General features: G+C 55.3%; 21 protein-coding genes and 2 pseudogenes. 12 read left to right on the forward strand and 11 right to left on the reverse strand.

The features are described from left to right. Window positions 1-21 precede the first annotated feature (21 nt). Together dnaE and accA are read left to right on the forward strand one after the other, a co-directional pair. Window positions 22-3,504, forward strand: a complete 3,483-nt coding sequence (dnaE, locus tag AAGR22_RS04840) for a DNA polymerase III subunit alpha (protein WP_345830623.1) — start codon at window positions 22-24, stop codon at window positions 3,502-3,504. Window positions 3,505-3,516: 12 nt separating this feature from the next. Next, complete coding sequence (gene accA / locus AAGR22_RS04845) at window positions 3,517-4,476, forward strand: acetyl-CoA carboxylase carboxyl transferase subunit alpha (RefSeq protein WP_067706516.1); 960 nt, start codon at window positions 3,517-3,519, stop codon at window positions 4,474-4,476. A 341-nt stretch (window positions 4,477-4,817) separates the two neighbouring features. Here the strand turns inward: accA and AAGR22_RS04850 are convergent, their stop codons facing one another. Then, the gene (locus AAGR22_RS04850; protein ID WP_345830626.1) at window positions 4,818-5,561 is read right to left on the reverse strand and encodes a PhnD/SsuA/transferrin family substrate-binding protein; all 744 of its coding nucleotides are present in this window, start codon (window positions 5,559-5,561) and stop codon (window positions 4,818-4,820) included. A 265-nt stretch (window positions 5,562-5,826) separates the two neighbouring features. Here AAGR22_RS04850 and AAGR22_RS04855 point away from each other — a divergent pair. Then, window positions 5,827-5,907, forward strand: a pseudogene (locus AAGR22_RS04855) (IS6 family transposase); the annotation flags it as partial. A gap of 68 nt (window positions 5,908-5,975) precedes the next feature. On the opposite strand, the gene AAGR22_RS04860 reads toward AAGR22_RS04855, so the two are convergent. Then, on the reverse strand, window positions 5,976-6,425 hold the full coding sequence (locus AAGR22_RS04860; RefSeq protein WP_067706510.1) for a hypothetical protein: 450 nt from the start codon (window positions 6,423-6,425) through the stop codon (window positions 5,976-5,978). Window position 6,426: 1 nt separating this feature from the next. Further along, window positions 6,427-6,927 (reverse strand): glycoside hydrolase family protein, encoded by a 501-nt coding sequence (locus AAGR22_RS04865; protein ID WP_345830629.1) that lies wholly within the window; start codon window positions 6,925-6,927, stop codon window positions 6,427-6,429. Window positions 6,928-7,608: 681 nt separating this feature from the next. On the opposite strand from AAGR22_RS04865, the gene AAGR22_RS04870 reads away from it, so the two are divergent. Then, window positions 7,609-8,832 (forward strand): oxalate decarboxylase family bicupin, encoded by a 1,224-nt coding sequence (locus AAGR22_RS04870; RefSeq protein WP_345830631.1) that lies wholly within the window; start codon window positions 7,609-7,611, stop codon window positions 8,830-8,832. Between the two features lie 170 nt (window positions 8,833-9,002). Beyond that, entirely contained in the window at window positions 9,003-10,271 is a 1,269-nt protein-coding gene (locus tag AAGR22_RS04875) for a phosphatase PAP2 family protein (protein WP_067706501.1), read from the forward strand. Window positions 10,272-10,366: 95 nt separating this feature from the next. On the opposite strand, the gene ftnA is transcribed toward AAGR22_RS04875, so the two are convergent. Both ftnA and AAGR22_RS04885 read right to left on the reverse strand, forming a co-directional pair. Then, window positions 10,367-10,876: a non-heme ferritin gene (gene ftnA, locus AAGR22_RS04880; RefSeq protein ID WP_067706498.1), complete on the reverse strand. Its 510-nt coding sequence runs from the start codon at window positions 10,874-10,876 to the stop codon at window positions 10,367-10,369. A 309-nt stretch (window positions 10,877-11,185) separates the two neighbouring features. Further along, a complete protein-coding gene (locus AAGR22_RS04885; RefSeq protein WP_067706911.1) occupies window positions 11,186-12,085 on the reverse strand; it encodes a sugar-binding domain-containing protein in 900 nt (299 codons plus the stop codon). A 259-nt stretch (window positions 12,086-12,344) separates the two neighbouring features. Here AAGR22_RS04885 and AAGR22_RS04890 point away from each other — a divergent pair, with 259 nt between their 5' ends. The 6 genes and pseudogenes from AAGR22_RS04890 to AAGR22_RS04915 all read left to right on the forward strand — a co-directional run bounded on the left by AAGR22_RS04890 (window position 12,345) and on the right by AAGR22_RS04915 (window position 16,585). Continuing rightward, window positions 12,345-13,289: a tagatose-bisphosphate aldolase gene (locus tag AAGR22_RS04890; RefSeq protein ID WP_345830635.1), complete on the forward strand. Its 945-nt coding sequence runs from the start codon at window positions 12,345-12,347 to the stop codon at window positions 13,287-13,289. After that, window positions 13,282-13,866 carry an AAA family ATPase gene (locus AAGR22_RS04895; protein ID WP_345830637.1) on the forward strand — a complete coding sequence of 195 codons (585 nt, stop codon included), beginning with the start codon at window positions 13,282-13,284 and terminating at the stop codon, window positions 13,864-13,866. The genes AAGR22_RS04890 and AAGR22_RS04895 overlap by 8 nt, the downstream gene beginning before the upstream one ends. Window positions 13,867-14,126: 260 nt before the next feature. Next, window positions 14,127-14,534, forward strand: coding sequence for a PTS sugar transporter subunit IIA (locus AAGR22_RS04900; RefSeq protein ID WP_231877628.1), 408 nt, complete (start codon window positions 14,127-14,129; stop codon window positions 14,532-14,534). A gap of 100 nt (window positions 14,535-14,634) precedes the next feature. Next, window positions 14,635-14,934, forward strand: a complete 300-nt coding sequence (locus AAGR22_RS04905; protein ID WP_067706489.1) for a PTS sugar transporter subunit IIB — start codon at window positions 14,635-14,637, stop codon at window positions 14,932-14,934. A gap of 56 nt (window positions 14,935-14,990) precedes the next feature. Beyond that, window positions 14,991-16,235 (forward strand): annotated as a pseudogene (locus tag AAGR22_RS04910) (PTS sugar transporter subunit IIC); the annotation flags it as partial. Window positions 16,236-16,279: 44 nt separating this feature from the next. Next, window positions 16,280-16,585: a hypothetical protein gene (locus AAGR22_RS04915; RefSeq protein WP_345830640.1), complete on the forward strand. Its 306-nt coding sequence runs from the start codon at window positions 16,280-16,282 to the stop codon at window positions 16,583-16,585. 337 nt (window positions 16,586-16,922) lie between these two features. Here AAGR22_RS04915 and AAGR22_RS04920 read toward each other — a convergent pair whose 3' ends face one another. Beyond that, complete coding sequence (locus tag AAGR22_RS04920; RefSeq protein ID WP_345830642.1) at window positions 16,923-17,141, reverse strand: helix-turn-helix transcriptional regulator; 219 nt, start codon at window positions 17,139-17,141, stop codon at window positions 16,923-16,925. 129 nt (window positions 17,142-17,270) lie between these two features. Here AAGR22_RS04920 and AAGR22_RS04925 point away from each other — a divergent pair, with 129 nt between their 5' ends. Continuing rightward, window positions 17,271-17,486, forward strand: coding sequence for a helix-turn-helix transcriptional regulator (locus AAGR22_RS04925; RefSeq protein ID WP_067706480.1), 216 nt, complete (start codon window positions 17,271-17,273; stop codon window positions 17,484-17,486). 132 nt (window positions 17,487-17,618) lie between these two features. On the opposite strand, the gene AAGR22_RS04930 is transcribed toward AAGR22_RS04925, so the two are convergent. The 5 genes from AAGR22_RS04930 to pqqB are packed head-to-tail and all read right to left on the reverse strand — an operon-like array spanning window position 17,619 to window position 23,378. Further along, a complete protein-coding gene (locus tag AAGR22_RS04930; protein WP_345830645.1) occupies window positions 17,619-20,276 on the reverse strand; it encodes an insulinase family protein in 2,658 nt (885 codons plus the stop codon). Window positions 20,277-20,284: 8 nt separating this feature from the next. Next, window positions 20,285-21,418 (reverse strand): pyrroloquinoline quinone biosynthesis protein PqqE, encoded by a 1,134-nt coding sequence (gene pqqE / locus AAGR22_RS04935; protein ID WP_067706471.1) that lies wholly within the window; start codon window positions 21,416-21,418, stop codon window positions 20,285-20,287. Next, complete coding sequence (gene pqqD / locus AAGR22_RS04940) at window positions 21,405-21,689, reverse strand: pyrroloquinoline quinone biosynthesis peptide chaperone PqqD (RefSeq protein WP_067706468.1); 285 nt, start codon at window positions 21,687-21,689, stop codon at window positions 21,405-21,407. Before pqqD ends, pqqE begins: the two co-directional genes overlap by 14 nt. After that, entirely contained in the window at window positions 21,689-22,456 is a 768-nt protein-coding gene (pqqC, locus tag AAGR22_RS04945; RefSeq protein ID WP_067706904.1) for a pyrroloquinoline-quinone synthase PqqC, read from the reverse strand. The genes pqqD and pqqC overlap by 1 nt, the downstream gene beginning before the upstream one ends. Window positions 22,457-22,466: 10 nt before the next feature. After that, entirely contained in the window at window positions 22,467-23,378 is a 912-nt protein-coding gene (pqqB, locus tag AAGR22_RS04950) for a pyrroloquinoline quinone biosynthesis protein PqqB (protein ID WP_345830649.1), read from the reverse strand. Window positions 23,379-23,403 lie beyond the last annotated feature (25 nt).

The following is a 23,403-nucleotide window of genomic DNA, read 5'->3' on the forward strand; positions in this document are numbered from 1 at the left end:
TAGCTTTTGATGGGATCAACTATGGCCGAACCTCGTTTTATTCATTTACGCGTTCACAGCGACTACTCCATGATCGATGGCATAGTCAAAACGGCCCCGTTAGTGAAAAAGGCGGCGTCACTCGGCATGCCCGCGCTGGGTATCACCGATTTCACCAATCTGTGTGGCCTGGTGAAGTTCTACGGCACGGCACACGGGCAGGGCGTTAAGCCGATTATCGGCGCCGACTTCAACGTCGCAAGCGAGGCGATGGGCGACGAACTGTCACACCTCACCGTCCTGGCCGCCAACAATACCGGCTACCAAAACCTCACCCTGCTTATCTCCCGTGCCTACCAGCGCGGCTATGGTGCTGCCGGTCCGGTCATCGACCGGGACTGGCTGATCGAGCTGGGTGAAGGATTACTTCTTCTTTCCGGCGGGCGTCGCGGCGACGTAGGCAAAATGCTGCTGCGCGGTAACCATGTGCAGGCCGCCGACTGTCTGGCGTTTTACCAGCAGCATTTCCCCGACAGCTATTACCTGGAGCTGATCCGCACCGGCCGGCCGGACGAGGAGAGCTATCTCCACGCGGCCGTTGAGTTGGCGATTGCCCAGGGCATTCCCGTTGTCGCCACCAATGAAGTCTGTTTCCTCGAGGCAGAGGACTTCGACGCGCACGAAATCCGCGTCGCCATCCATGATGGCTTTACCCTGGACGACCCCAAGCGCCCGCGAAACTACAGCCCTCAGCAATACTTACGCACCAGCGAGGAGATGTGCGAGCTGTTCTCGGACATTCCTGAAGCGCTGGAAAACAGCGTGGAAATTGCTAAGCGCTGTAACGTCACCATCCGCCTGGGTGAATATTTCCTGCCGCAGTTTCCGACGGGGGAGATGACCACCGAAGACTTCCTGGTGATGAAGTCCCGTGAGGGCCTGGAAGAGCGACTGACTTTCCTGTTCCCCGATCCTGAGGTTCGCGCAGAGAAGCGCCCTGACTACGACGAGCGCCTTGAGATCGAGCTGAACGTTATTAACCAGATGGGTTTCCCCGGCTACTTTTTGATCGTGATGGAGTTTATCCAGTGGTCAAAAGACAATGACGTGCCGGTGGGGCCGGGGCGTGGCTCCGGTGCAGGCTCGCTGGTTGCCTACGCGCTGAAAATCACCGATCTCGATCCGCTTGAGTTTGACCTGCTGTTCGAGCGCTTCCTTAATCCCGAACGCGTGTCGATGCCCGACTTTGACGTCGATTTCTGCATGGAAAAGCGCGACCTGGTGATTGAGCACGTCGCCGAAATGTACGGGCGCAAGGCGGTATCGCAGATTATCACCTTCGGTACGATGGCCGCGAAAGCCGTTATTCGTGACGTGGGGCGCGTGCTGGGCCACCCCTACGGCTTCGTGGATCGTATTTCCAAGCTGGTACCGCCCGATCCGGGCATGACGCTGGAAAAAGCCTTTGCCGCCGAACCTCAGCTGCCGGAAATCTACGAGGCGGATGAAGAGGTCAAAGCGCTGATCGATATGGCGCGCAAGCTGGAAGGGGTGACGCGAAACGCCGGTAAGCACGCCGGTGGCGTGGTGATTGCGCCGACGCAAATTACCGATTTTGCGCCGCTCTACTGCGATGAGAATGGCAACCATCCTGTTACCCAGTTCGATAAAAATGACGTTGAGTACGCGGGTCTGGTGAAGTTCGACTTCCTGGGACTGCGCACGCTGACCATTATCGACTGGGCGCTGGAGATGATTAATGCCCGGCGTAAGAAGCAGGGTGAGCCGCCGATAGATATTGCGGCTATTCCGCTTGAAGATAAGAAAAGTTTCGATATGCTGCAGCGCTCGGAAACCACGGCGGTTTTCCAGCTTGAATCTCGCGGCATGAAAGACCTGATTAAGCGCCTTAAGCCGGACTGCTTTGAGGATATGATCGCGCTGGTGGCCCTTTTCCGTCCCGGCCCACTCCAGTCAGGCATGGTAGATAACTTTATTGACCGTAAGCACGGGCGTGAGGCTATCTCTTATCCTGACATCCAGTGGCAGCATGAATCGCTCAAGCCCGTGCTGGAGCCGACCTACGGCATCATCCTCTATCAGGAACAGGTGATGCAGATAGCCCAGGTGCTGGCAGGCTACAGCCTGGGCGGCGCGGATATGCTGCGCCGTGCGATGGGTAAAAAGAACCCGGAGGAGATGGCTAAACAGCGCGGCGGCTTTGAAGACGGCGCGAAAGCGCGCGGTATCGACGGCGAGCTGGCGATCAAAATCTTCGACCTGGTGGAAAAGTTCGCGGGTTACGGCTTTAATAAATCTCACTCCGCCGCCTATGCGCTGGTCTCCTATCAGACGCTGTGGCTAAAGGCCCACTATCCGGCCGAGTTTATGGCGGCGGTAATGACCGCCGATATGGACAACACCGAGAAAGTCGTCGGGCTGGTGGATGAGTGCTGGCGCATGGGTCTCAAGGTGCTGCCGCCGGATATCAACTCCGGCCTGTATCAGTTTCACGTCAACGATGACGGCGAGATCGTTTATGGCATTGGCGCGATCAAAGGCGTCGGCGAAGGCCCCATTGAAGCAATTATTGAAGCGCGTAACAAAGACGGCTATTTCCGTGAGCTGTTTGACCTCTGCGCTCGCACCGACACGAAAAAGCTGAATCGCCGGGTGCTGGAAAAGTTGATTATGTCGGGCGCGTTTGACCGGCTCGGTCCGCACCGTGCCGCGCTGATGAGCGCGCTGGGCGATGCGCTAAAGGCTGCGGATCAGCATGCGAAGGCAGAAGCGATTGGTCAGGCAGATATGTTTGGCGTGCTGGCAGACGAACCCGAGCAGATTGAGCAGTCCTACGCCGATGTGACGCCGTGGCCAGAACAGATCCAACTGGATGGCGAACGCGAGACGCTTGGGCTTTACTTAACCGGGCACCCAATCAATCAGTATCTGAAAGAGATTGAGCGTTACGTAGGCGGAATGCGCCTGAAAGACATGCATCCGACCGACCGTGGCAAAATGACCATGGCCGTCGGTCTGGTGGTGGCGGCCCGCGTGATGGTAACAAAGCGCGGTAACCGGATAGGCATCTGTACGCTGGACGATCGTTCCGGTCGGCTGGAAGTGATGTTGTTTACAGATGCACTCGAAAGGTTTCAGCACTTGCTGGAAAAAGACCGTATTCTGATCGTCAGCGGACAGGTCAGCTTTGATGACTTTAGCGGGGGGCTTAAAATGACCGCCCGCGAGGTGATGGACATTGATGAAGCCCGCGAAAAATATGCACGCGGGCTTGCTATCTCGCTGACGGACAGGCAAATTGATGACCAGCTTTTGAACCGTCTCCGTCAATCCCTGGAACCCCATCGTTCGGGGACCATTCCGGTACATCTCTACTATCAAAGAGAGGATGCGCGGGCGAAGCTGCGCTTTGGCGCAGCGTGGCGCGTGTCGCCCAGCGATCGTTTATTAAATGAATTGCGATCGCTGATAGGGTCGGAGCAGGTGGAACTGGAGTTTGACTAAAACAGGATTATTATGAGTCTTAATTACCTGGATTTCGAACAGCCAATCGCAGAGCTTGAAGCGAAAATTGATTCGCTCAAGTCGGTTGGCCGTCAGGATGAAAAACTGGATATCAATCTGGATGAAGAGATACAGCGCCTGCGCGAAAAAAGCGTCGAGCTGACACGTAAAATCTTCTCCGATTTAGGGGCATGGCAGGTTGCGCAGCTGGCTCGCCACCCTTTACGTCCTTATACGCTGGACTATGTTCGCAATGCCTTTACTGACTTTGACGAACTGGCAGGCGATCGCGCCTATGCGGATGACAAAGCCATCGTGGGGGGGATTGCCCGCCTCGACGGGCGTCCGGTGATGATCATTGGTCATCAGAAAGGGCGTGAAACGAAAGAGAAAATTCGGCGTAACTTCGGTATGCCAGCCCCTGAGGGTTACCGTAAAGCGCTGCGTCTGATGGAGATGGCCGAGCGTTTTAATATGCCGATCATCACCTTCATCGACACGCCGGGCGCTTACCCGGGCGTCGGCGCAGAAGAGCGCGGACAGAGTGAGGCCATTGCGCGCAACCTGCGTGAAATGTCTGGCCTGACCGTGCCGGTTATCTGCACCGTTATCGGTGAAGGCGGCTCCGGCGGCGCCCTGGCGATTGGCGTGGGTGACAAGGTTAATATGCTGCAATACAGCACCTACTCGGTTATTTCGCCGGAAGGCTGCGCCTCGATTCTGTGGAAAAGCGCAGATAAAGCGCCGCTGGCCGCCGACGCGATGGGGATCATTGCCCCGCGTCTGAAAGAGCTGAAGCTGATTGACAGCGTGATACCTGAGCCGCTGGGTGGGGCGCACCGCAATCCGCTCGCTATCGGTGAATCGCTTAAGGCTCAGCTGCTGGAAGATCTGGCAGAACTTGATGAGCTGAGCAAAGACGAGCTGCTGGACCGCCGCTACCAGCGTCTGATGAGCTACGGCTACGCCTGATCCCGCGATCCGATGCGGTCAGCGCTTCTCTGACTGCATCGGTTGTCCGGCAGCCTGATTTTGGGCTGGATTGGTATCAGCAGGGCGCAAGGTGATTTAGGGCGGGATCGGTTACCCCTCAGCGTCAGGATAATTTCTGGCTACGTCTGACCGGGTACGGACGCCGGACGATACTGGGTGTTAAAACAGAATCAGGCTGTCGTTAAGGCGGGTTTGAACCAGCGTACTGCACCGGAGATATTTCGGTGACGGGGACCTGGCTTAAGCCCGCCTTTCACCTGCTACTGCTCTCTTCTCCCTGTGCTACCGCGCTATTAGCTACCTTTCACCTAATAACTGATTTAATCTGCGCTTTTATCCAGTATCACCTGCCACGCCTCACGGGGCAGGACAGAAAAACCTCTTATTTTTAGCCCGTCAGCGAGAGCATGATTGCGGCGATCGCCGGTCACTTCGGCCAGCCCAACGCGCAGCGCCGCCACGCTTTCCGCCGGTATGGCAGGGGAGGCAATCAGCGGCAGGCCAGGTACGCTGGCGGTCTGACCGACGATCTTTAGCCCGCTTAGCTCACCAGCGAAATCCTGACTCAGCAGCGCCCAGCTCACGCAGTCGATTGCGGCAATATCTGCTTCCCGGTTTCGTAGCATAGCCAGAGAACGGCGGTGGCTCCCTGATGCCTGTACCCTGCTAAAAAAAGCTGAGCCTCCGGTTAGCCTCATCAGAGCGTGCCAGCCTGAGTACGACTCCTGGCTGTTACAGGCCAGGATACGTCCGCGAAAATCCCGCAGTTCACGTCCCGCTTCCTCCTTACGCACGACTATCCAGCTACGATAATTCGCGCCCTCGCAGCCCGGCGCAGCATAGTGAAATGCACCTATGACCTGTACCTGTGGCAGTGCCGTCATAAGGGGATAGCCGCAGGTCTGACTCAGCAGCAAATCGCTGCGCTGCCAGTGGGGGAGCAGCTCATCAGGCCAGCTCAGGGCACACGGTAGCGGGATAGCAGGCGTGGCGGCCCTCAGGCGCTGCCAGAAAGCGTCCAGCTTCTCAGGACGGAATGGATACATCGGCAGTGAGGCTATCATTGTTATTCCTTACGCGCAGTGCGTGGCGAAAGAGCGTTATAACCAAGGATAGCGCAGAGGGAGGGAGAGCCGCCTTCTCGGGGTTCGAGGGCCAATGGAACAAAAATGTACGCTAAGAAAATAAGCGTTTGATTGTAAATTATTTTTAATCCCCCAAAGATAATAGGCTTGATGATATGTGAAATGAAAACTCACTTAAGGCGGCACTGTTGCATAGATCTGGCGATGGTAAACTGATGCCACTGTTTAGTTGAAGGAGCAGCACATGAACCCATTCAAAGGTCGGCATTTTGAGCGTCATATTATCCTTTGGGCCGTCCGCGGGTACTGCAAATATGGCATCAGTTTACCGTCGCCAGATCTTTGCAACAGTGCCATATCGTTAACCACACGTGCCATCATAATATCGCGCTGTTAATTATTTATTTGCATGATTTTGATATCAAACCTGCTGCAGTCTTTGACGGTGCACAGGCCGCTGAACCACAGCTCTCCCTGCGGGCCGACCATCACACCCGTACTGTTGACGAACAGGCCTGCATACGTCTGATGCAGAATGATGTTAACCAGCCTGTCAGTGAACACGCTGTCGTATGCCTTAACAAATGCATGGCTGTCAGCAATATCAGTTGCTTTATGGCTGACGGTGACAGTAATGGGGTAGTCGACCATCGCAGCAACGCTTTTTTTATCCTTTTCTTTAACCGCTTTCTGCAGCTGATTCAGAAACTGATGGTATTGTCCGTGCGAATCAGCTCCCATCAGGGTATCCAGCCGGGCATCTGTTTCTCTATCGCTGCCGGCAAATACCGTGGTGGATACACACAATGTTAACAGAAGAGCAACTGATGATTTTTTAATCATATTATTCCTGTCCGAACGGAGCGGCTTCTTCAAGTCTTCTTTTGTAAAGCGGGGCTAAAATTTTGGGGTTACCTACTTTGCGGCCTTTAGCGTCATGTTTAAAAACATAAATGTACTGTAGCATCTTATCGCGTACCGCTTTCATGTCGCCACGATCGGCCGCTTCCATCACGGCCGACGGATCGGACACGTTGTAAATGAACGAAACCAGTCCGTCAAACTGGGCTTGGGTCAGACGATGGTGGTGTACTTTACGGCGAATATACCGTTCGACTTTATGTACATGCTTTGCCAGCGCCGTGTTTATATCGCTGGCAGTCACGGGCCTTTTCAGCTCTTCGTCGGTACATACGCCAAAATGAGCCAGCGTACCAACCCCCCAGGTACAGTTTCCTGAATGGGGCCCCAAATCGTTGTAATAGCGGTAAACCACGCCTTCGCGTATCCGTAACTGACCATATCCTGCCGTACTGAAAGACAGTGAATCGTTAACGCCTGCCATTAGCCTTTTTATTTCCGTGGGGTATTTTCATAACGAAATTGTACCATTAATGGCTAATAAAATTAATGCGCCATGTCCGAAGGGCGCATTGCTCCTCCTGTCGGATACTGCTGTTAATGCTGGCGTAGAGGTTTGACGCTCAGCGGAACAGTTTCACACGTTAAGGGATTTTTGTTCTATAAATCAAAAAATAATAGATATTTACTTCACTAACGTACGTTTTCGTTCCATTGGCCTTCAGACCCCTTCTCGGGCGCGATCTTAGCGGATGTGAACGGATGTGGGCGGATGTGGGCCACTGATACCCGGGCGTTAACCCGAAAATAAGCTGGCCCTCTTTGGCGTTGAATATCGCCGTCAGCCGCGCTGAGTGTAACCGGATATTACGCTGCCTGCACGGATATCAATTAGCGATATTAATGGTTTTCAGCGCGTCTGGTGGATGCCTCGGCAAAAGCGATACTAATAAGGGTAGTCTGCTAATTGTTAAGTGATTTAGCTTAATTCGTTTAATTGGTGTTAAGTTTATGATGAAAGCTGTTTATGGACTTTCCCTTACATTTCATGGAGGTTTACTGTCGGCTCAGCGGTGGTGCCGCTTCGGTGCATAGGTAATTCTATTAGTTGCGTTTACGGGCATAACGCAACCGTTGTTTAAGCCCCTACACAAGGAAGCTAAAAATGAATCCAATCACCCGTCGCAGTTTTGTCGCATTTGCCGCCGGTGGCACGGTCGCGCTGGCCGCAGGCAAGGTCCATGCTCACGATGGCACCGTCAACGCTCAACCCTGGACCGGTCAGATGGGCGGCAGCGACCCTGGCCCCCAGGATCCCATCCGCCAGGCGGAAAATCCCGATATTGTTAATCCGCCAGCGACCGACAGCGGCACTCTGCCAAATTTGCGCTTCTCCTTTAGCGATTCGCACGTACGCAAAGGGACCGGCGGCTGGACGCGGCAGATAACCGAGCGTGAACTGGGGATATCTAAAAGCATCGCCGGGGTGAATATGCGCCTGAACAGCGGCGGCATCCGCGAACTTCACTGGCATAAGGAAGGCGAGTGGGCCTACATGCTCTACGGCAAAGCGCGTATTACCGCTCTGGACACCGAGGGTCACTGGTTTGTGGACGATGTCGGCGTGGGCGATCTGTGGTATTTCCCCCCCGGCGTTCCCCATTCTATTCAGGGGCTGGGCCCGGACGGCTGTGAGTTCCTGCTCGCCTTTGACAATGGCGGCTTTGATGAAGACAGCACATTCCTGCTCAGTGACTGGTTTAAGCATGTCCCTCCCGAGGTGCTGGCAAAGAACTTCGGTGTCCCGGTTGAAACGTTCAGCAAGCTGCCGTCCCCTGCGGATGAATACATTTTTGCCGCCCAGGTACCCGGCCCGCTCAGCGGAGATGCCATCGCTGGCGCAACGCGTTCCAGCACCGCGTTCAGTCACCGAATGATGGCGCAGCAGCCCATTACGCTAAAGGGAGGCACGGTACGTATCACCGACTCCTCGGTGTTCAACGTATCGAAAACCATCGCGGCGGCGCTGGTTGAACTGGAACCCGGTGCCATGCGTGAACTCCACTGGCATCCGAATACCGATGAGTGGCAGTACTATCTTGAAGGGGAGGGAAGAATGGGCGTTTTTGCGTCGTCCGGCCAGGCCCGCACCTATGATTTCCGGGCGGGGGATGTTGGGTACGTGCCGTTCGCCATGGGCCACTATGTCGAAAACACCGGCACGAAACCGCTGCGCTTTCTCGAACTGTTCAAAAGCAGCTACTACGCGGATATTTCTCTTAACCAGTGGCTTGCTTCAACCCCACCGGCACTGGTAAAACAGCATCTGCATCTGGACGACACCTTTATGCAGGCGCTGGATAAAACCAAAAAGCCCGTCGTGGAATAGGCTTGCCCACAGGCAGGCGCGCTGCGCGTCTGCCTGAATGCCGGGGCGAATTGCGTCTGCTGATTGTGGGCGCGTATCGTTTCTGCCTCCAGTGTGTCATCCCTCTGTCATCTTTTAGCAGTAGCCTGGCCTGCGGCAAGGTATCCCTCATCTTAAAAAAAGGAACTGCAATGCGCATTCGTTATTCACTGCTGGCTGTTGCCCTGGCGGTCAGCCCGCTGACCCAGGCCAAAACGACAACCCTGACCCTGGACCACCTGCGTGCTATCGCCGATATGACCACCCCCGGCAGCGAAAATACGCAGTTTGTCGCCCTTGAGTCGGCTATCCAGCAATCGCTGATTGGGGCGCTAAAAGGTGACGCCAGCACGCTCACGCGTGACCAGCTTGAAAAGGTAAAGCAGGGCAAAACGCTGGCGGATAAAACGTGGCTGAAGGAAAGCGGTTATGACTTTGCGAAAAAGGAGAATCAGCAGGCGGGCATTGTGCTACTGAGCGCGTTCCCCGCCCTGCCGAAAAGTACCCTCGCCGCCAGCCTGCAAACGGTTGAAGAGGTTAACCTCAACGCAACTGCCAGTTTGCGCCATCAGGCGCTGGTGGATGCAGAAGGGCAGGATCACCTGTTCTTTCTGGCCGATGCGCTGGGACCGAAGCTGGGGCAGGCCTTTCTTTCCGCCTATAAAAAAGGTGAGCTGAATAAGGCGGCTGCGCTTATTAAAGCCAGCGAGGTCAGCACCAGTGCGGCGAAAAAAGAGTTTGGCAATCCGCGTCCGTTTCTGATCCCCGGAAATACCATTCACCTTGTGCCGGATACGGTGATAGTGAAAGACAATAAGCCCTATAGCGCGAGTGAGGGGTCTTATCCCAGCGGGCATACCAATACCGCCTATACCGATGCCCTGCTGTTGGGGGAGATGCTGCCGGAGCGTTTTGTGCCGCTGATGGATCGCGCTGCCCGCTACAGCTATTCCCGAATGGTGCTGGGCGTACATTATCCCATCGATCTGATTGGCTCACGCATGGTGGCCCAGCGCAACGTGGCGCATTATCTTAACGACGCGACGTATCAGGCGCTTTTCGTGCAGGCAAAGCAGCAGCTGCGAAGTGCGCTGGAAAAAGAGTGTGGTACCACGCTTGCGATCTGTGCAAAGCCGGCCGGGGCCGCCGACCCATATACTCAGCCCTCGCTGCGGCAGTTTTACCGTTTCAGCATGACCTGGAACCTGCCACGCGAGCGGGTGAAGCCATCGCCCGTTGTGGTGCCGGCGGGTGCAGAAGTGCTGCTGGAAGGGCCTCTGCCACACCTGAGCGCGGCTCAGCGTCGTCAGCTGATGGTTTCAACGGCGCTGGCTGGCGGCTACCCGCTATCGGGAACCACGCCGGAACAGAACTTCTGGCAGCGGCTTAACCTGCCCGATGCCGTCAGTGCGGCGCAGTAATATCCGGCTTTCTGAAAAACAAAAACCCACGCAAGGTGGGTTTTTACCGCTACCGATACCGCTAACCGGCCGCGCGCAACGGCGCGCCGCAAAAATCAGGCCTGGGGCGCGTTGCTGCTGCTCATTTTCATCAGATCTTTATCGACAAAGAACAGGCCTTCGCCGCTGTCGCTCACCAGCGCCAGCTTGTCCAGAACGGATTTAAACAGCTTCTCTTCTTCGTGCTGCTCGGAGACATACCACTGCAGGAAGTTGAAGGTGGAGTAGTCCTGCGTGGTCATAGCGGCATGGACCAGCTCGTTAATTTTTGAGGTGATCAGCTGCTCATGCTCGTAAGCCTGTTGCAGCACATCATTCAGGGAGTTGAAGGTGACCGGCGGGGCAACGATAGTGCCCAGCACAGGCATGGCACCGGTATCGCTCAGATAGTTGAACAGGCGCTGCATATGCTGCATCTCTTCCACTGAATGGTCGCGCAGGAATGCGGCTGCGCCTTCAAATCCTTTATCGGCTGACCAGGCGCTCATCTGTAAATAGAGGTTGGCAGAATAGAATTCAAGGTTTAACTGATCGTTCAGTTTTGCAGTCATATCGGCAGTCAGCATGGTGGCTCCATTAGCAAAAGAGGGGGTGAATCGGTAACAGGTGAATTGAGCGCATTATGCACGGGTGTTGCCGAAATAAAAACCGTTAGTTTTATTTTTTACCCTTTTTAGGAGTATTGATAACCTTATGATAGTTAACTGATAATTATTATCGCCCAGCTGTGAATAATTCCATTTTGTGAATGGGTCTGATAATTATTCTTATTGCGAACCTGGAGGGGAAATAATATCAGTTACCCATGTCAGCAAAGGGGCAACGGCTTATTTTAAAGGGAGAAAGTGTATTTCCCCCTTCGTCAGCAGGCAGGATCAGGAGGCTGCGATCAGGCGGTCAAGAATCGCCTGAGCCGTAGTGACATCGGTCACCAGCGCGTTAATCATTTTAGCGCGAACGGCACCGATAATCCCGGCAGCCTTCTCCGGCGTGGCCGCGACGCCAATCGACAACGGCGTGTTGCGCAGCTGCTCCGGTGAGGCCGCGATCATCCGCGTTTCCCCCTCCCAGTGCAGTATGTCTCCGCTTTCAGTCACATAGTGGCGCAGGACATCCCCGGCCGCCTGACTGAGCGCCTGTTCGTCCGGCGTCGCCGTGGAGCTTTCCGCCGGATGGTGGGCGTGGGTAAGGCCTACGCCGACAATGGCGACGTCGAGCCTGTCCCACAGTGAAGTAATTTGCTGGACGCCGGGGTCGCGCAGAAACGCGTCACGAAGGGAGGATGAAGAGATATAGGGCGCATGCAGAAAATGCGGCGTCCCACCCATCTGTCCTGCCGCCTGGCGAACAAATTCATTAATTTGAAAATGGGCTTCCGCCTGCTGCATCCCGCCGTTCAGCGCAACCGTCAGCACGCCGGGAAGGCGAGGCAGTCCGGCCAGCGTCACCTCGCGCACGGCACGTCCCCAGCCAATGCCGACCACCGAACCGGCAACCACACCGGCCTGCGTCAGCAAACCGGCCAGCGGCGTACTCAGCGAACCCAGTACGTTAGCGGGCGGCGCATCCACCACGGCGGCGCGCTTCAGGCCCAGCTCCTGAATCAGCCTGGCAGTTAAATCCTCAGATGAGGTCAACTCGATAACCTCAATCCTGACGATCCCCGCTGCTTTTGCCTTCGTCAGCAGGCGCGAAATGGTGGCGGTAGACACCCCCAGCTTCTTAGCAATATCGACCTGTGCCATATCGGACTGATAGTGCAGTTTGGCCACCATATGCATCATCGCTCGCGTGGTCGCGGCGTCTTGTAAAAGAGGTTCTTTCAGCTTGTAATTCCTTTCTGCAATGTATTACACTCCGATCATCGATTGGAGAATTATTGCGCAACCCCTGTGAAATTGCAATGCGCTGAACGGGCTAAACCCTGATGGGACGCCACACGTCAGCATAAGCCCCTCAGGATTGTTGCAGCGTCAAAATGATTAAAGAGGCAGTAAACATGTAGTAAAACCCAAACCATCTAAGGAGTTTTTAATGTCCCACATGTCCACGTCAGAATTAAGAGGGTATCAACAAATCTGCGGCAGCAATGGTGCCATGCTGGTGATCGCCTGCGATCAGCGAGGCGCCATGCGCAGCCTGCTTACCGCCGACCCCGACCAGCAGAAAGCCATTTCCGAACGACAGCTCGGGCGTATCAAAGCCGACATTACGCAGTGTCTGGCCAGTCAGGCGTCGTGCGTACTGGTCGATCCGGTCTGTGCCGTCCCCGACCTGGTGGATCAGGGGATTATTGCTCGCGATACTGCGTTACTGATCGGCCTTGACGCCTCCGGCTGGGATACGACCGCCGCAGGCTACCGGAACTCCCGGCTGGTGGAGGGGATAACGGCACGAAGGGTACGCGAACTGGGAGGCAATGGCGGAAAAATTATGGTGTGGCTACGCGCCGATTGTCCGGACGCGAACGAGCACAATATTGCCCTCCTGCGCCAGTGCATTGAAGATTTTAGTCGTGAAGATCTGCTGCTGGTCGTTGAGTTCCTCACTTATCCGCTTGAAGGTGAAAGCGAGGCTGAGTATAAGAGTCGTATTCCCTCTTTGATCTATGAAGGCACGAAAATTTCGCTGAAATGTGGCGCAAAAGTGCTGAAAATCCCCTACCCTGGATCGGCGCAGGCCTGTGCTGCGATAACCCGTCTTGCCGGAGACGTGCCCTGGGCCGTACTCTCAGCCGGCGTGGATCACAGTACCTTTCTGGGACAGGTAGCCGATGCTATGAGCAATGGCGCTTCCGGCGTAATCGCTGGCAGAGCCTTGTGGAAAGACTGTATTTCGCTGGACAGCAGTGAAACCCGAAATAAGCTGCAAACCGTAGCCGTGCCCCGGCTGAAAGAAATCCAGGCGGTGATTGGCCAGTATTTCCCTGAGAGCGATCACATTCCTGATAATACAAAGGAGCCAGTGAATCATGTCTGAACGGCAGTTGGCGAACGCCCACGACGGCAGCCCGCACAGTAAGCGTGTGGTCATGGTTAACGGTATTCCCGCCTCGGGTAAAAGCAGCATCGCCCGTGCACTTGCCGACGCCACCGGCTGGCCGGTTCTTTCCGTGGACGGTATTAAAGAACCGTTTATGCAGCAGCTGGAAAACGTCGATCGTCTGCTTAACCGTCGTCTGGGTCTTGCCAGCTATCAGGCGATTTGGCATATCGTGGCGTCAGCGCCGCCGGATTGCACCTTTATTGTCGATGCCTGGTTTGGGTTTCAGCCAGAACAGCACCTGCGGGAATTTTTGCAGGAAGCCGGGGTAACGGCGCTGGCAGAAATCTGGTGTCAGATCCCCGGTGAGCTGGCCGCACAGCGTTATACCTCGCGTCTGGCCCAACGGCTGCCCGGTCATCCTGGCGCGGAATATATTCCCGAGCTTATCGCACTGGCCGAATGGGCAGGCCCCATGAAAATAGGCCCCGTTTTTAATCTGGATCAAATGGGTGATATCGACATCAATGATGTCATTAGCTGGACAAAGGAGGCCTTAAATAAAAGTTATTAATTAATTATTTTTATTTATCAGGGCTATTAACCCCTCTGAGCATAATTGCTTTATGTATTCGCCTGGTTTTCATTTAATTGCCAGCATGATGTCGTGTTTTTAATTTGTAATTCTCTATTCGATGCCGTTTTATTTACAAGGAGTAAATGCGTAAGTGGATCACGGTTTTAATTTTTTCAGATCCGTATATTAAATAACTCCTTAATTATATGAGTATAAAAAAGATGCTGACTGACTGGATTAATGAAAGCAATTTGAATATGTTCACGCGGGTTGACGACTGGCAGCAGGCCGTCGCGCTGGCCGTAGAGCCGATGATTGCCAGGGGGGAAGTGGAACCCCGCTACCTCAACGCCATTTATGAGATGCACCGGGAGATAGGGCCTTACTACGTGCTGGGCGAGGGCATTGCCATGCCCCATGCCCGACCGGAGGAAGGCGTGATTAACACCGCGCTTTCACTGGCAATCGTTTCTGAAGGCGTGAGTTTTAATAGTCCCGATAACGATCCGGTTTATGTCATTTTTGCGCTGGCCGCGAAAGACAGTCATTCTCATATCGAGATGATAGCCAGTCTGTCACAGCTTTTTTGCGAGGAGGAAACCGTAGAAAAAATGAGAAATGCCGTGAGCAAAAAGGATGTGCTGAAAATTCTTAGTCAATTCTAAACAGGCGTTAAAAGATAAAAGGTAAGCTTTAAATAATAATTGAATCCGCATTAGGTGGTAGCGGCAAAAAAACTGAAGACGAAACTACAAGGAACTTCTAATGAAAAAGTTATCTATTCTTGCAGTCTGCGGGGCTGGACTTGGCAGCAGTTTTGCCTGTGAAATGAGTATTGAGGCCGCGCTTAAAGATCTCGGTGTGGATGCGGATCTGTCGCACTGTGATATTTCAAGCGCCTCATCCTCAAGGGCCGATATTATTATGACCGGCGAAAATTTCCGCACTCAGTTTCAGCATTACACCATCAGTGCAACAATTATTTATCTCAAGCGGCTGGTGGATAAAAATGAAATAAAATTAAAGCTAGAGCCGGTGTTAAAAGAGAAGGGCTTTCTTAGCTAATGATTTTTTAAAAAAATAATTTCCGTATGCCGTGAAAGTAAACAGGGGATTTATTTATGTCTTTCCTTACCTTTATTGTTCATGATGTGCTGGGTCAGGCATCAATATTAATCGCACTTATCGCCATGATTGGTCTTATTTCACTGAAAAAAAGTCCTGGTCAGGTTATTACCGGCACGCTCAAAACGCTGCTGGGGTTCCTGGTGCTACTGTCTGGCGCGAATATTATTGTCGCGACGTTAACCTTTTTGGGGGAGATATTCCAGAAAGGTTTCAACATGCGGGGTGTGGTCACCGACGTTGGGTCGATTGCCGGTATTGCACAACAAACCCTGGGGCGTGAGACGGCACTTATTATGGTGATTGCCTTTGTTGTTAATATCGCTATTGCGCGCTTCAGCCGTTTTAAATATATCTTTCTAACCGGGCAGGCTTCCCTGTGGATGGCAACCGTCTGTTCTGTCATTGGCTATATGGGCGGACTGCGCGGAGTGGAACTTATTGTATTGGGCGGTGTGCTCGCCGGGCTGATGGCCGTATTTATGCCTGCGCTTGCCCAACCCATCGTACGTAAAATTACCGGGGGGGATGACTTCGCGCTCGGGCACTTCTGTACGCTTGGCTACATCGTTCAGGCGGGGGTCGCAAAGGTCGTCGGTAACCCTGAAAAGAGCACCGAGGATCTGGCCTTGCCGCAGGCGCTCTCCTTTTTACAGGACACCTATCTGTCAATGATGGTGGTGATGATCCCCATCTATCTGGTACCCGCAATTGCAGCCGGACCAGAGGTCGTTGGCCTCTCGTCGAACGGCGTAAACTACCTGGTATATGCCTTTCTACAGGCCATCCAGTTTGTGGTCGGGGTCTATGTGCTGCTTGCCGGGGTGCGCCTGTTGCTGGCGGAAATTGTCCCGGCCTTTCGCGGCATTGCACTGCGCATTGTGCCTAATGCCGTGCCGGCGCTGGACTGTCCGGTACTCTTCCCCTATGCGCCGAACGCCGTCATCATCGGCTTTATCTCCACTACCCTGGGGTCAGTCATCGGCATGTTCCTCTTTCCGTGGGTAGGTCTGGCGATGATCCTTCCCGGCATGCTGACCAACTTCTTTGCGGGCGGTACGGCAGGCGTGTTTGCTAACGCCGTGGGAGGACGACGGGGAGCGGTTATTGGCGGTATTTTTCACGGGCTATTTATTACGCTCCTGCCTGCGCTGCTGCTCCCTCTTTTAGGTCAGTTCGGCATGGAAAACGTGACCTTTAGCGATTCCGATGTTATTGGTATCGGCCTGATATTTGGCCATATTCTTAACTTTTTCCACTGATGGCAACCTTCAATGGAGGCAAGATGAACGCGGAAATAAACGAGATTTTGCAGCGTGACCTGTCTGTTAAAGCCCGTGCAGAAGCGCTGAATGCGCTGGGTAAGCGCTACGCAGACCGTCAGGATACTGATGCAGCCATTCTGTGCTGGGAGAAAAGCGTCGAGTGCTACGGTAAGCCCGGCTTTGCGCAGGCCCAGCTGATGAAGGCCTATAATGCGAAGCGGCGCGCCTGCTCACAGGCAGGTGATGGTGCCGGCGTCGAGCATTACTCGGTTAAAATCGATGCGCTCATGCAGCAGAGTAAGGATGCTATTCGTTACGGATTCTGAAGTTTAATGATGCCGGGAGCCTGGCTGCCCGGTTTTTTTTCCTCTAATTTTAAATCTCAGCAGAATATTACCCTCTATTACCCGTTGTTTTTATACGTGTTAGTCGTTCTCTGGCTATTAGAAATATTTTTTAGGCGGGAAGGAATGCTGAGGATCAGCCAGCAATAAATGTGGATATAGGGCAGATTAAACTCCTGGGCCCCCGAAAAAACACCATAATTTCGTCGGGTGCAATAAAAAAATCATTTTTCGCAAGAATAGTGGGTTACAGGAGGGTTTTTATTTTCAATCTAATGATTAATTGAGAAATAAAATAAGTATTTATTTAAAAGGTGTATCAGAATTCGATTAAATGCTTTATTTCCATTTCCAGCCCTCGCGCAATAATTGCGATAACTTCAAGGGTAGGATTTCTTAAACCTCTTTCAATTCCACTGACATAGGTACGATCCAAACCACATTTATGTGCAAACGCTTCTTGAGATAAGCCTGCCTGTAGCCTGAGCTGTTTTACTCTTCGACCGAAAAGAACTTTAGGGCTTTTTAGTGTTTCCATGTCCTCATCATCACCTTAAGGTGTCTATAAGTCCACGGACTATTAGTCACATTTAGTTAATGCCATGGTATAGTGTGTAGACCATAGTCTACACAATGGTTCTTTTTTAAAATAAACCCGAGGGAAATTATGAACAGAGAGGATTGGCACCCGGCAGACATTATTGCTGCGTTAAAGAAAAAAGGCACCAGCCTGTCCGCCTTATCACGAGAATCGGGGCTGGCCTCTTCAACGTTATCTAATGCGCTACGCCGTCCCTGGCCTAAAGGTGAAAAGCTTATTGCCGACGCGCTGAACGAAAGACCGGAAGCCATCTGGCCGACGCGCTATAAAAATAACCGGTGAAACGCTAGCGGTCAGCGTGCCGTATCACTGCTCGCAGGTCGCTCACGGAGAGGGCACTGACTGCGCCATCCCTGTGAGGGTGAAAACCGAGTCATCGGGGGGGAGCGTTGGGCCGCGTGGGTACGGCCTGTCTCAGGGCGTTCCAGGAAAGTTGCTTAGCTGCCACCAGCAGTGCGGGTAGTGTGCCAGCTGGCGATAATACTTTTTGAGCGCGCAAGGTGACAGCTGCGTAAATGAATCTGCGGTTAAAACGGGCAGAGCGAGCTGTCTTTGCTGCCAGTCAGCCACGCAGCCTGCTGCATGGCGGAAGACGGCTTCGTGTAGCCCCTCGCGCAGCGGCAGGGAGGTTTTCCTTATCGCTTCTTCGGTTAATCCGTCAATCTCCTCTGCCCTCTGCGCGATAAATTCCTCGATATAACCCAGCAGTTCCTCAACCGACCGCGATGGCGACTGTAGGGCAAACAGCAACCCGGCTACGCCTGCGACCTGATGAAAACGGCAGCTGACCACATAGCCAATATTTCTCTCCACCCGGTACTGCTGGAAAAAGCGGGGTTCAAACAGAACGGCCATCAGCTGCCAGGCGGCCAGACCTGTCGCCGTCGGCTCGGTTAGCGGGCAGAAGACGACCACAGCGGCGTCCCGACTTTCGGTAGGGCATTTCAATGATTTCCCTGATGCAAAGGCAGCTGGAACGGGCGGCTCAGGGTTAAATTCTGCCGGAAAGCGGGACAGCAGCCTGGCAAGCGCCAGGCTAAACGCCTTATCCCCGCCGTAAAGCGTGGCAGACCAGTGGAGGCGGGGCAGATGGCCCTCACTGTTATCCACCGCTCCTTCTCCACGAATCAGGCCGGGAAGCTGTGCCAGCAGACATCGTACTGCGATATCCGAGGTCAGCTGTTGCCGCGCACGACGGGCCAGCCGCTCCCCTTTTTGGATATCAGAGGCAGTGGGGGCAATTAATTGCTGGATCACGGCATTTAGCGCGGACAGCAGCAGCTCAGGGTCTCCCCGCAGCTGGAGCAGCCAGATCCCCTGCCGACGGCTAAAGCTGAGTTCGCCGCCATTATGCAGGCAGTCGCCGCTTACCGTCTGGAGCGATGACTCAATAATGGCCGCCACGCGCGGTGACAGCGGCTGGTTGGGCAGTGGGCTGAGGAGCAGACAGGGTTTATCGCTGCCCGGGACGCTGTGCAGCGCGACCGGCTCTGACAGCAGGGCGGAGGGCGGGGGCAGGGACGCGCCGGAATAAAACGCCATCACCGGCAGGTTAGCTACCCCGGAATCTGCGTCCATCAGCAGGTTAGTAACCCCACCAGGCCCTGCGTCCATCAGCAGGTTAGCACCCCCTGACCCTGCGTTCTCCTGTCGGCAGGCAATCCCAGGCCACTCAACCGCGTTGAGATCCAGCCAGAAGCCCTGTACCTCTCTTGCATCGGCGGTCACCGCGGGTGATACCCATAGCCGGGTCATCCGCTCCGGACGCAGCTGAGTCAGCAGATGTTGCCACCGTGCCGCAAGCCGCTCCGCTTTTGATTCGGGCGGCGGCAGGGAAAAGGCCCGCGCCCGCAGCTGATCGAGAGGATCAAGCTGCCTGAAGCGCTGAAGGGCCAGGGCAGCATAGTGGCTTAGCCCGTCAGCGGGGAGATCCTGTAGCATCGCCAGCCAGCGGTTAAAGACAGCTTCAAGAGAGAGTCGAGGCGCAGTACCTTCATCAACCGGTTCGCAGAGCTGGAACTCAATGGTCAGCACTGACTGAACCGGGCTGCGCCAGGGTTCCAGCAGCCGTACATCGTCGCAAAGCCCCGCCGCCCGTAGCGTAGCCAGCAGGCTGTACGCGGCGGTATCCAGCAGTAGCGCCTGTAGCAGAGAAAAGGTTTCGACGGCGGGATCGTCAATAACAAAGCTGAATAGCATCAGTCGGGCAGCGGCGTTACGCAGCGCGAACGCCCGTTGGGGCCGCAGCGCAAGCCGGGGTAGATCGCTTTTGCATTGGGGCCGCAGCGCAAGCCGGGGTAGATCGCTTATGCATTGGGGACGCAGCGCAAGCAGGGGTAGATCGTTTATCCGCTGAGGCCGTCGCGCACGGATATTTACCAGCCCGTCAGCAGGATGATGAGCGCCCGGCGTAGCGGGGCGAAACAGATTGCCCCACCGTTCCGCCAGCGCGCGCAGCTCCGCGAGCGGCTGCGGGCCCTGGAGCCAGAGCGTTAGCCTGCCAGCGTGGAAAAAGCGCTGGTGGTATGCGCGTAGCGCCCGCTGGAGCGCCACGTTATCATCGCCAAAGCGGGCCTGATTACCCACCTGGAAGCGGTGAAGGGGATGCGGCTGCGCAAAGGCGTGGCTCAGTGCCGCCCCGGTCAGGGTCTCGGTATGAGAAGCCAGCATGCGGTATTCCGCGTCAATCACCGCCACTTCCTGAGCGATGGCTTCAACGGCCACCAGAGGAAAAGCCAGCATATCGACCAGCCTTGCCAGCGCCCCGTCCAGCTGCGCCGGATTGACCCCGACAAACCAGGCGGTGGAGGTGGCGAGGGTTGTCGCATTCAGCTTTCCGCCCTGCGCGGGCACCCAGGCCATCAGTCGGTCGCTTCCCTGAAAGCCTTCACTGCCGGTAAACAGCACGTGTTCCAGCAGATGGGCCAGGCCTGGCCACGCATCCGGCTCATGATGGCTGCCCGCAGCAAGCTGTAGCAGCGCCGCCGATTGCGTGGCACAGGGATCCTCGATCAGCCTGACGCGCACGCCGTTAGCCAGCCGGATCCTCTGCTGCCTGTCAGCCGGGGCCATATTGCGCGTCAGCCTTTAAAGATCAGCTGGGAGTTGACGCGATTGCGGAACTGCAGCTGGTTGATCTGAATATTGGTGCAGTTGGCCTGTTCGCGCGCCTCCAGGATTTTGCCATGGTGTGGTGATTTGCCACAAACCGGATCGGTATTGTCCGCATTGCCGGTTAGCATCCAGGCCTGGCAGCGGCAGCCGCCAAAATCGCGCTCTTTCTCATCACAGGAGCGGCAGGGTTCCGGCATCCAGTCAAAGCCGCGGTATTTGTTAAATCCGAACGACTCATACCAGATTTCCTGTAGCGAATGCTCCAGCACCGACGGGAACGCGATCGGCAACTGACGGGCGCTGTGACAGGGCAGGGCCATTCCCTCCGGCGTGACGCTGAGGAAAATAGCCCCCCAGCCGCCCATGCAGCCTTTTGGCCGCTCTTCGTAGTAATCGGGCGTCACAAACAGCAGGTTAGCCAGGTTGCCGCTGGTAGTCATGGTCTCGCGATAGCGTTGGACCACCGCCTCCGCGCGGGCAATTTGATCGCGCGTGGGCAGCAGCCCTTCGCGGTTAAGCTGCGCCCAGCCGTAAAACTGACAGGTCGCCAGCTCCACGTCATCGGCTTCCAGCTCAATGCTCAGATCGATAATACGGTCAATCTGGTCGATATTGTGCCGATGCAGCACGAAGTTCAGCACCATCGGATAGCCGTGGGCCTTAACCGCTTTGGCCATCGCCAGCTTGGTCTGGAAAGCCTTTTGCGATCCGGCCAGGGCCGCATTAAGCGTTTCATCGCTGGCCTGGAAGCTGATCTGAATATGATCCAGCCCCGCCTCAGCAAAGGCGTCAATTTTCTTCTCTGTCAGGCCGATGCCGGAGGTGATCAGGTTGGTATAGAAGCCCAGATCGCGCGCGGCGCGGATCAGCTCGGGCAGATCCTTACGCACCAGGGGTTCACCCCCGGAGAAGCCCAGCTGAACGGCGCCCATCGCGCGTGCCTGCCTGAAGACTTCGATCCACTGGTCAGTGGTCAGCTCTTTTTCCTGCTGGGCAAAGTCCAGCGGATTAGAGCAATAGGGACACTGCAGAGGGCAGCGGTAGGTCAGTTCCGCCAGCAGCCAGAGCGGCGGATTGACCTGGGGTTTAAGCAGGTTCACGGAAAATTATCCACTTTTGTTCAATGGCCTGAACGAAGAACTCTTTCACATCTTCATCCACGCCGCCGGCGTCAGGAAACTGGGCGTTAAGCTCGGCGATCAGGGTGGCCAGCGAACGCGCGCCGTCAACCCGCTGTAAAATCGCGGCGGCGCTGTCATTCAGCTTTGCCATCCCTTCCGGGTAGAGGATAACGTGGCACTCCTGGGTTGGCTCCCACTGTAGCCGATAGCCACGGCGGAAGGACGGGATGTGCTGTTCGTTAAGGGGCATTATGGCAGTCTCTCATTGTGCCAGACGATCTTGTCGGTCACGGTGTGATACGGAGGCCGGTTCATCTCATAGGCCATGGTCATGGCATCCAGCATGCTCCACAGAATATCCAGCTTGAACTGGAGGATCTCCAGCATACGCTGCTGTTTCTCAACCGTAGTGCACCACTCAAGCGCCAGCTGTAAACCGTGTTCAACATCGCGATTCGCCTGGCTCAGACGGCTGCGGAAGTAGCCGTAGCCCGCCTCTTCAATCCAGCTATAGTGCTGCGGCCAGCTGTCGAGCCGTGACTGGTGGATCTGCGGCGCAAAGAGTTCGGTCAGCGAGCTACAGGCTGCCTCCTGCCACACCGCCCGGCGGGCAAAACTGACGTAGGCATCCACGGCGAAGCGGACGCCCGGCAGGACCATGCGTTCAGAGAGCAGCACGTCGCGATCCAGCCCGACCGCCTCACCCAGGCGCAGCCAGGCTTCAATACCGCCTTCGCTCCCTTCCTGACCGTCGTGATCGAGAATGCGCTGTACCCATTTACGGCGCGTCAGCGGGTCGGGGCAGTTTGCCATGATCGCTGCATCTTTCAGCGGGATGCTGGTCTGGTAATAGAAGCGGTTCGCCACCCAGCCCTGGATTTGCTCGCGGGTGCATTTCCCGTTGTGCATCGCAATATGCCAGGGATGATGGATGTGGTAGTAGGCGCCTTTCGCGCGCAGTGCCTGCTCAAAGGCCTCGGGGGTCATTGGCTCGGCAGGTAAGTTATCTGGCTTCATCTTCATCTCGCTAAAGGTCAATGCGCATACCATCCCAGCTTACCTCGATACCCAGCTGCGTCAGCGCCTGACGTTCAGCCGAGTCCGCATCAAGGATCGGGTTGGTATTGTTGATATGAATTAAAATTTTGCGCGCAGCAGGCATCGAGGCCAGCAGCGCAATCAGCCCCTGCTCCTCGGCCAGGGCCAGGTGACCCATGTCCTTACCGGTATTGCTGCCGACGCCGGTGGCGGCCAGTTCATTGTCGTGCCACAGCGTACCGTCAATCAGCAGGCAGTCGGCCTTTTTCATCCAGCCCAATAGCTCGCTGTCCGGTTCGCCCAGGCCGGGCGCATACAGCAGCGTTTTACCGCTGCGGGTATCTTCGATAAACAGCGCGACATTGTGGCCAGGCAGCGGTTTTCCCCGGTACTGCGAATAGGGCGGGGCGTTGCTTAGCAGGGGGATCGCGGTAAAGGTTAGCGCCGGGCAGACCGCCACGGAGAACGGCTCGCCGGGAGTAATTGCATGATGGACAAGTCCGCCGTTCCAGTGCGTCAGCATCGTGAAGACCGGGAAGCCCTGGGTCAAATCGTCATGGACTTCTGGCGTACACCAGACCTGATGCGGGCAGCCTTCGCGCAGGCTCAACAGCCCGGCGCTGTGATCGATCTGGCTGTCGGTCAGAATGATGGCGCCGATAGCGGTGCCGCGCAGTGCGCCAGTTTTATTGAGCGCCGGAGTGGCTGCAATTTGCCGGGCGATATCCGGCGAGGCGTTGCACAGCACAAAGTCTGTGCCGTCATCGCTCAGTGCAATAGAGGATTGCGTACGCGCCGTGGCGTTCAGGGTGCCGTTACGCACGCCCTGACAGTTGGTGCAGTTGCAGTTCCACTGGGGAAACCCGCCGCCCGCCGCAGAACCGAGAACGTTAATCTGCATGTGGTAACCAGAAAGAGAGTAGAAA

Origin of the sequence: Erwinia sp. HDF1-3R, assembly GCF_039621855.1 — a bacterium.
Lineage (GTDB): Bacteria > Pseudomonadota > Gammaproteobacteria > Enterobacterales > Enterobacteriaceae > Erwinia.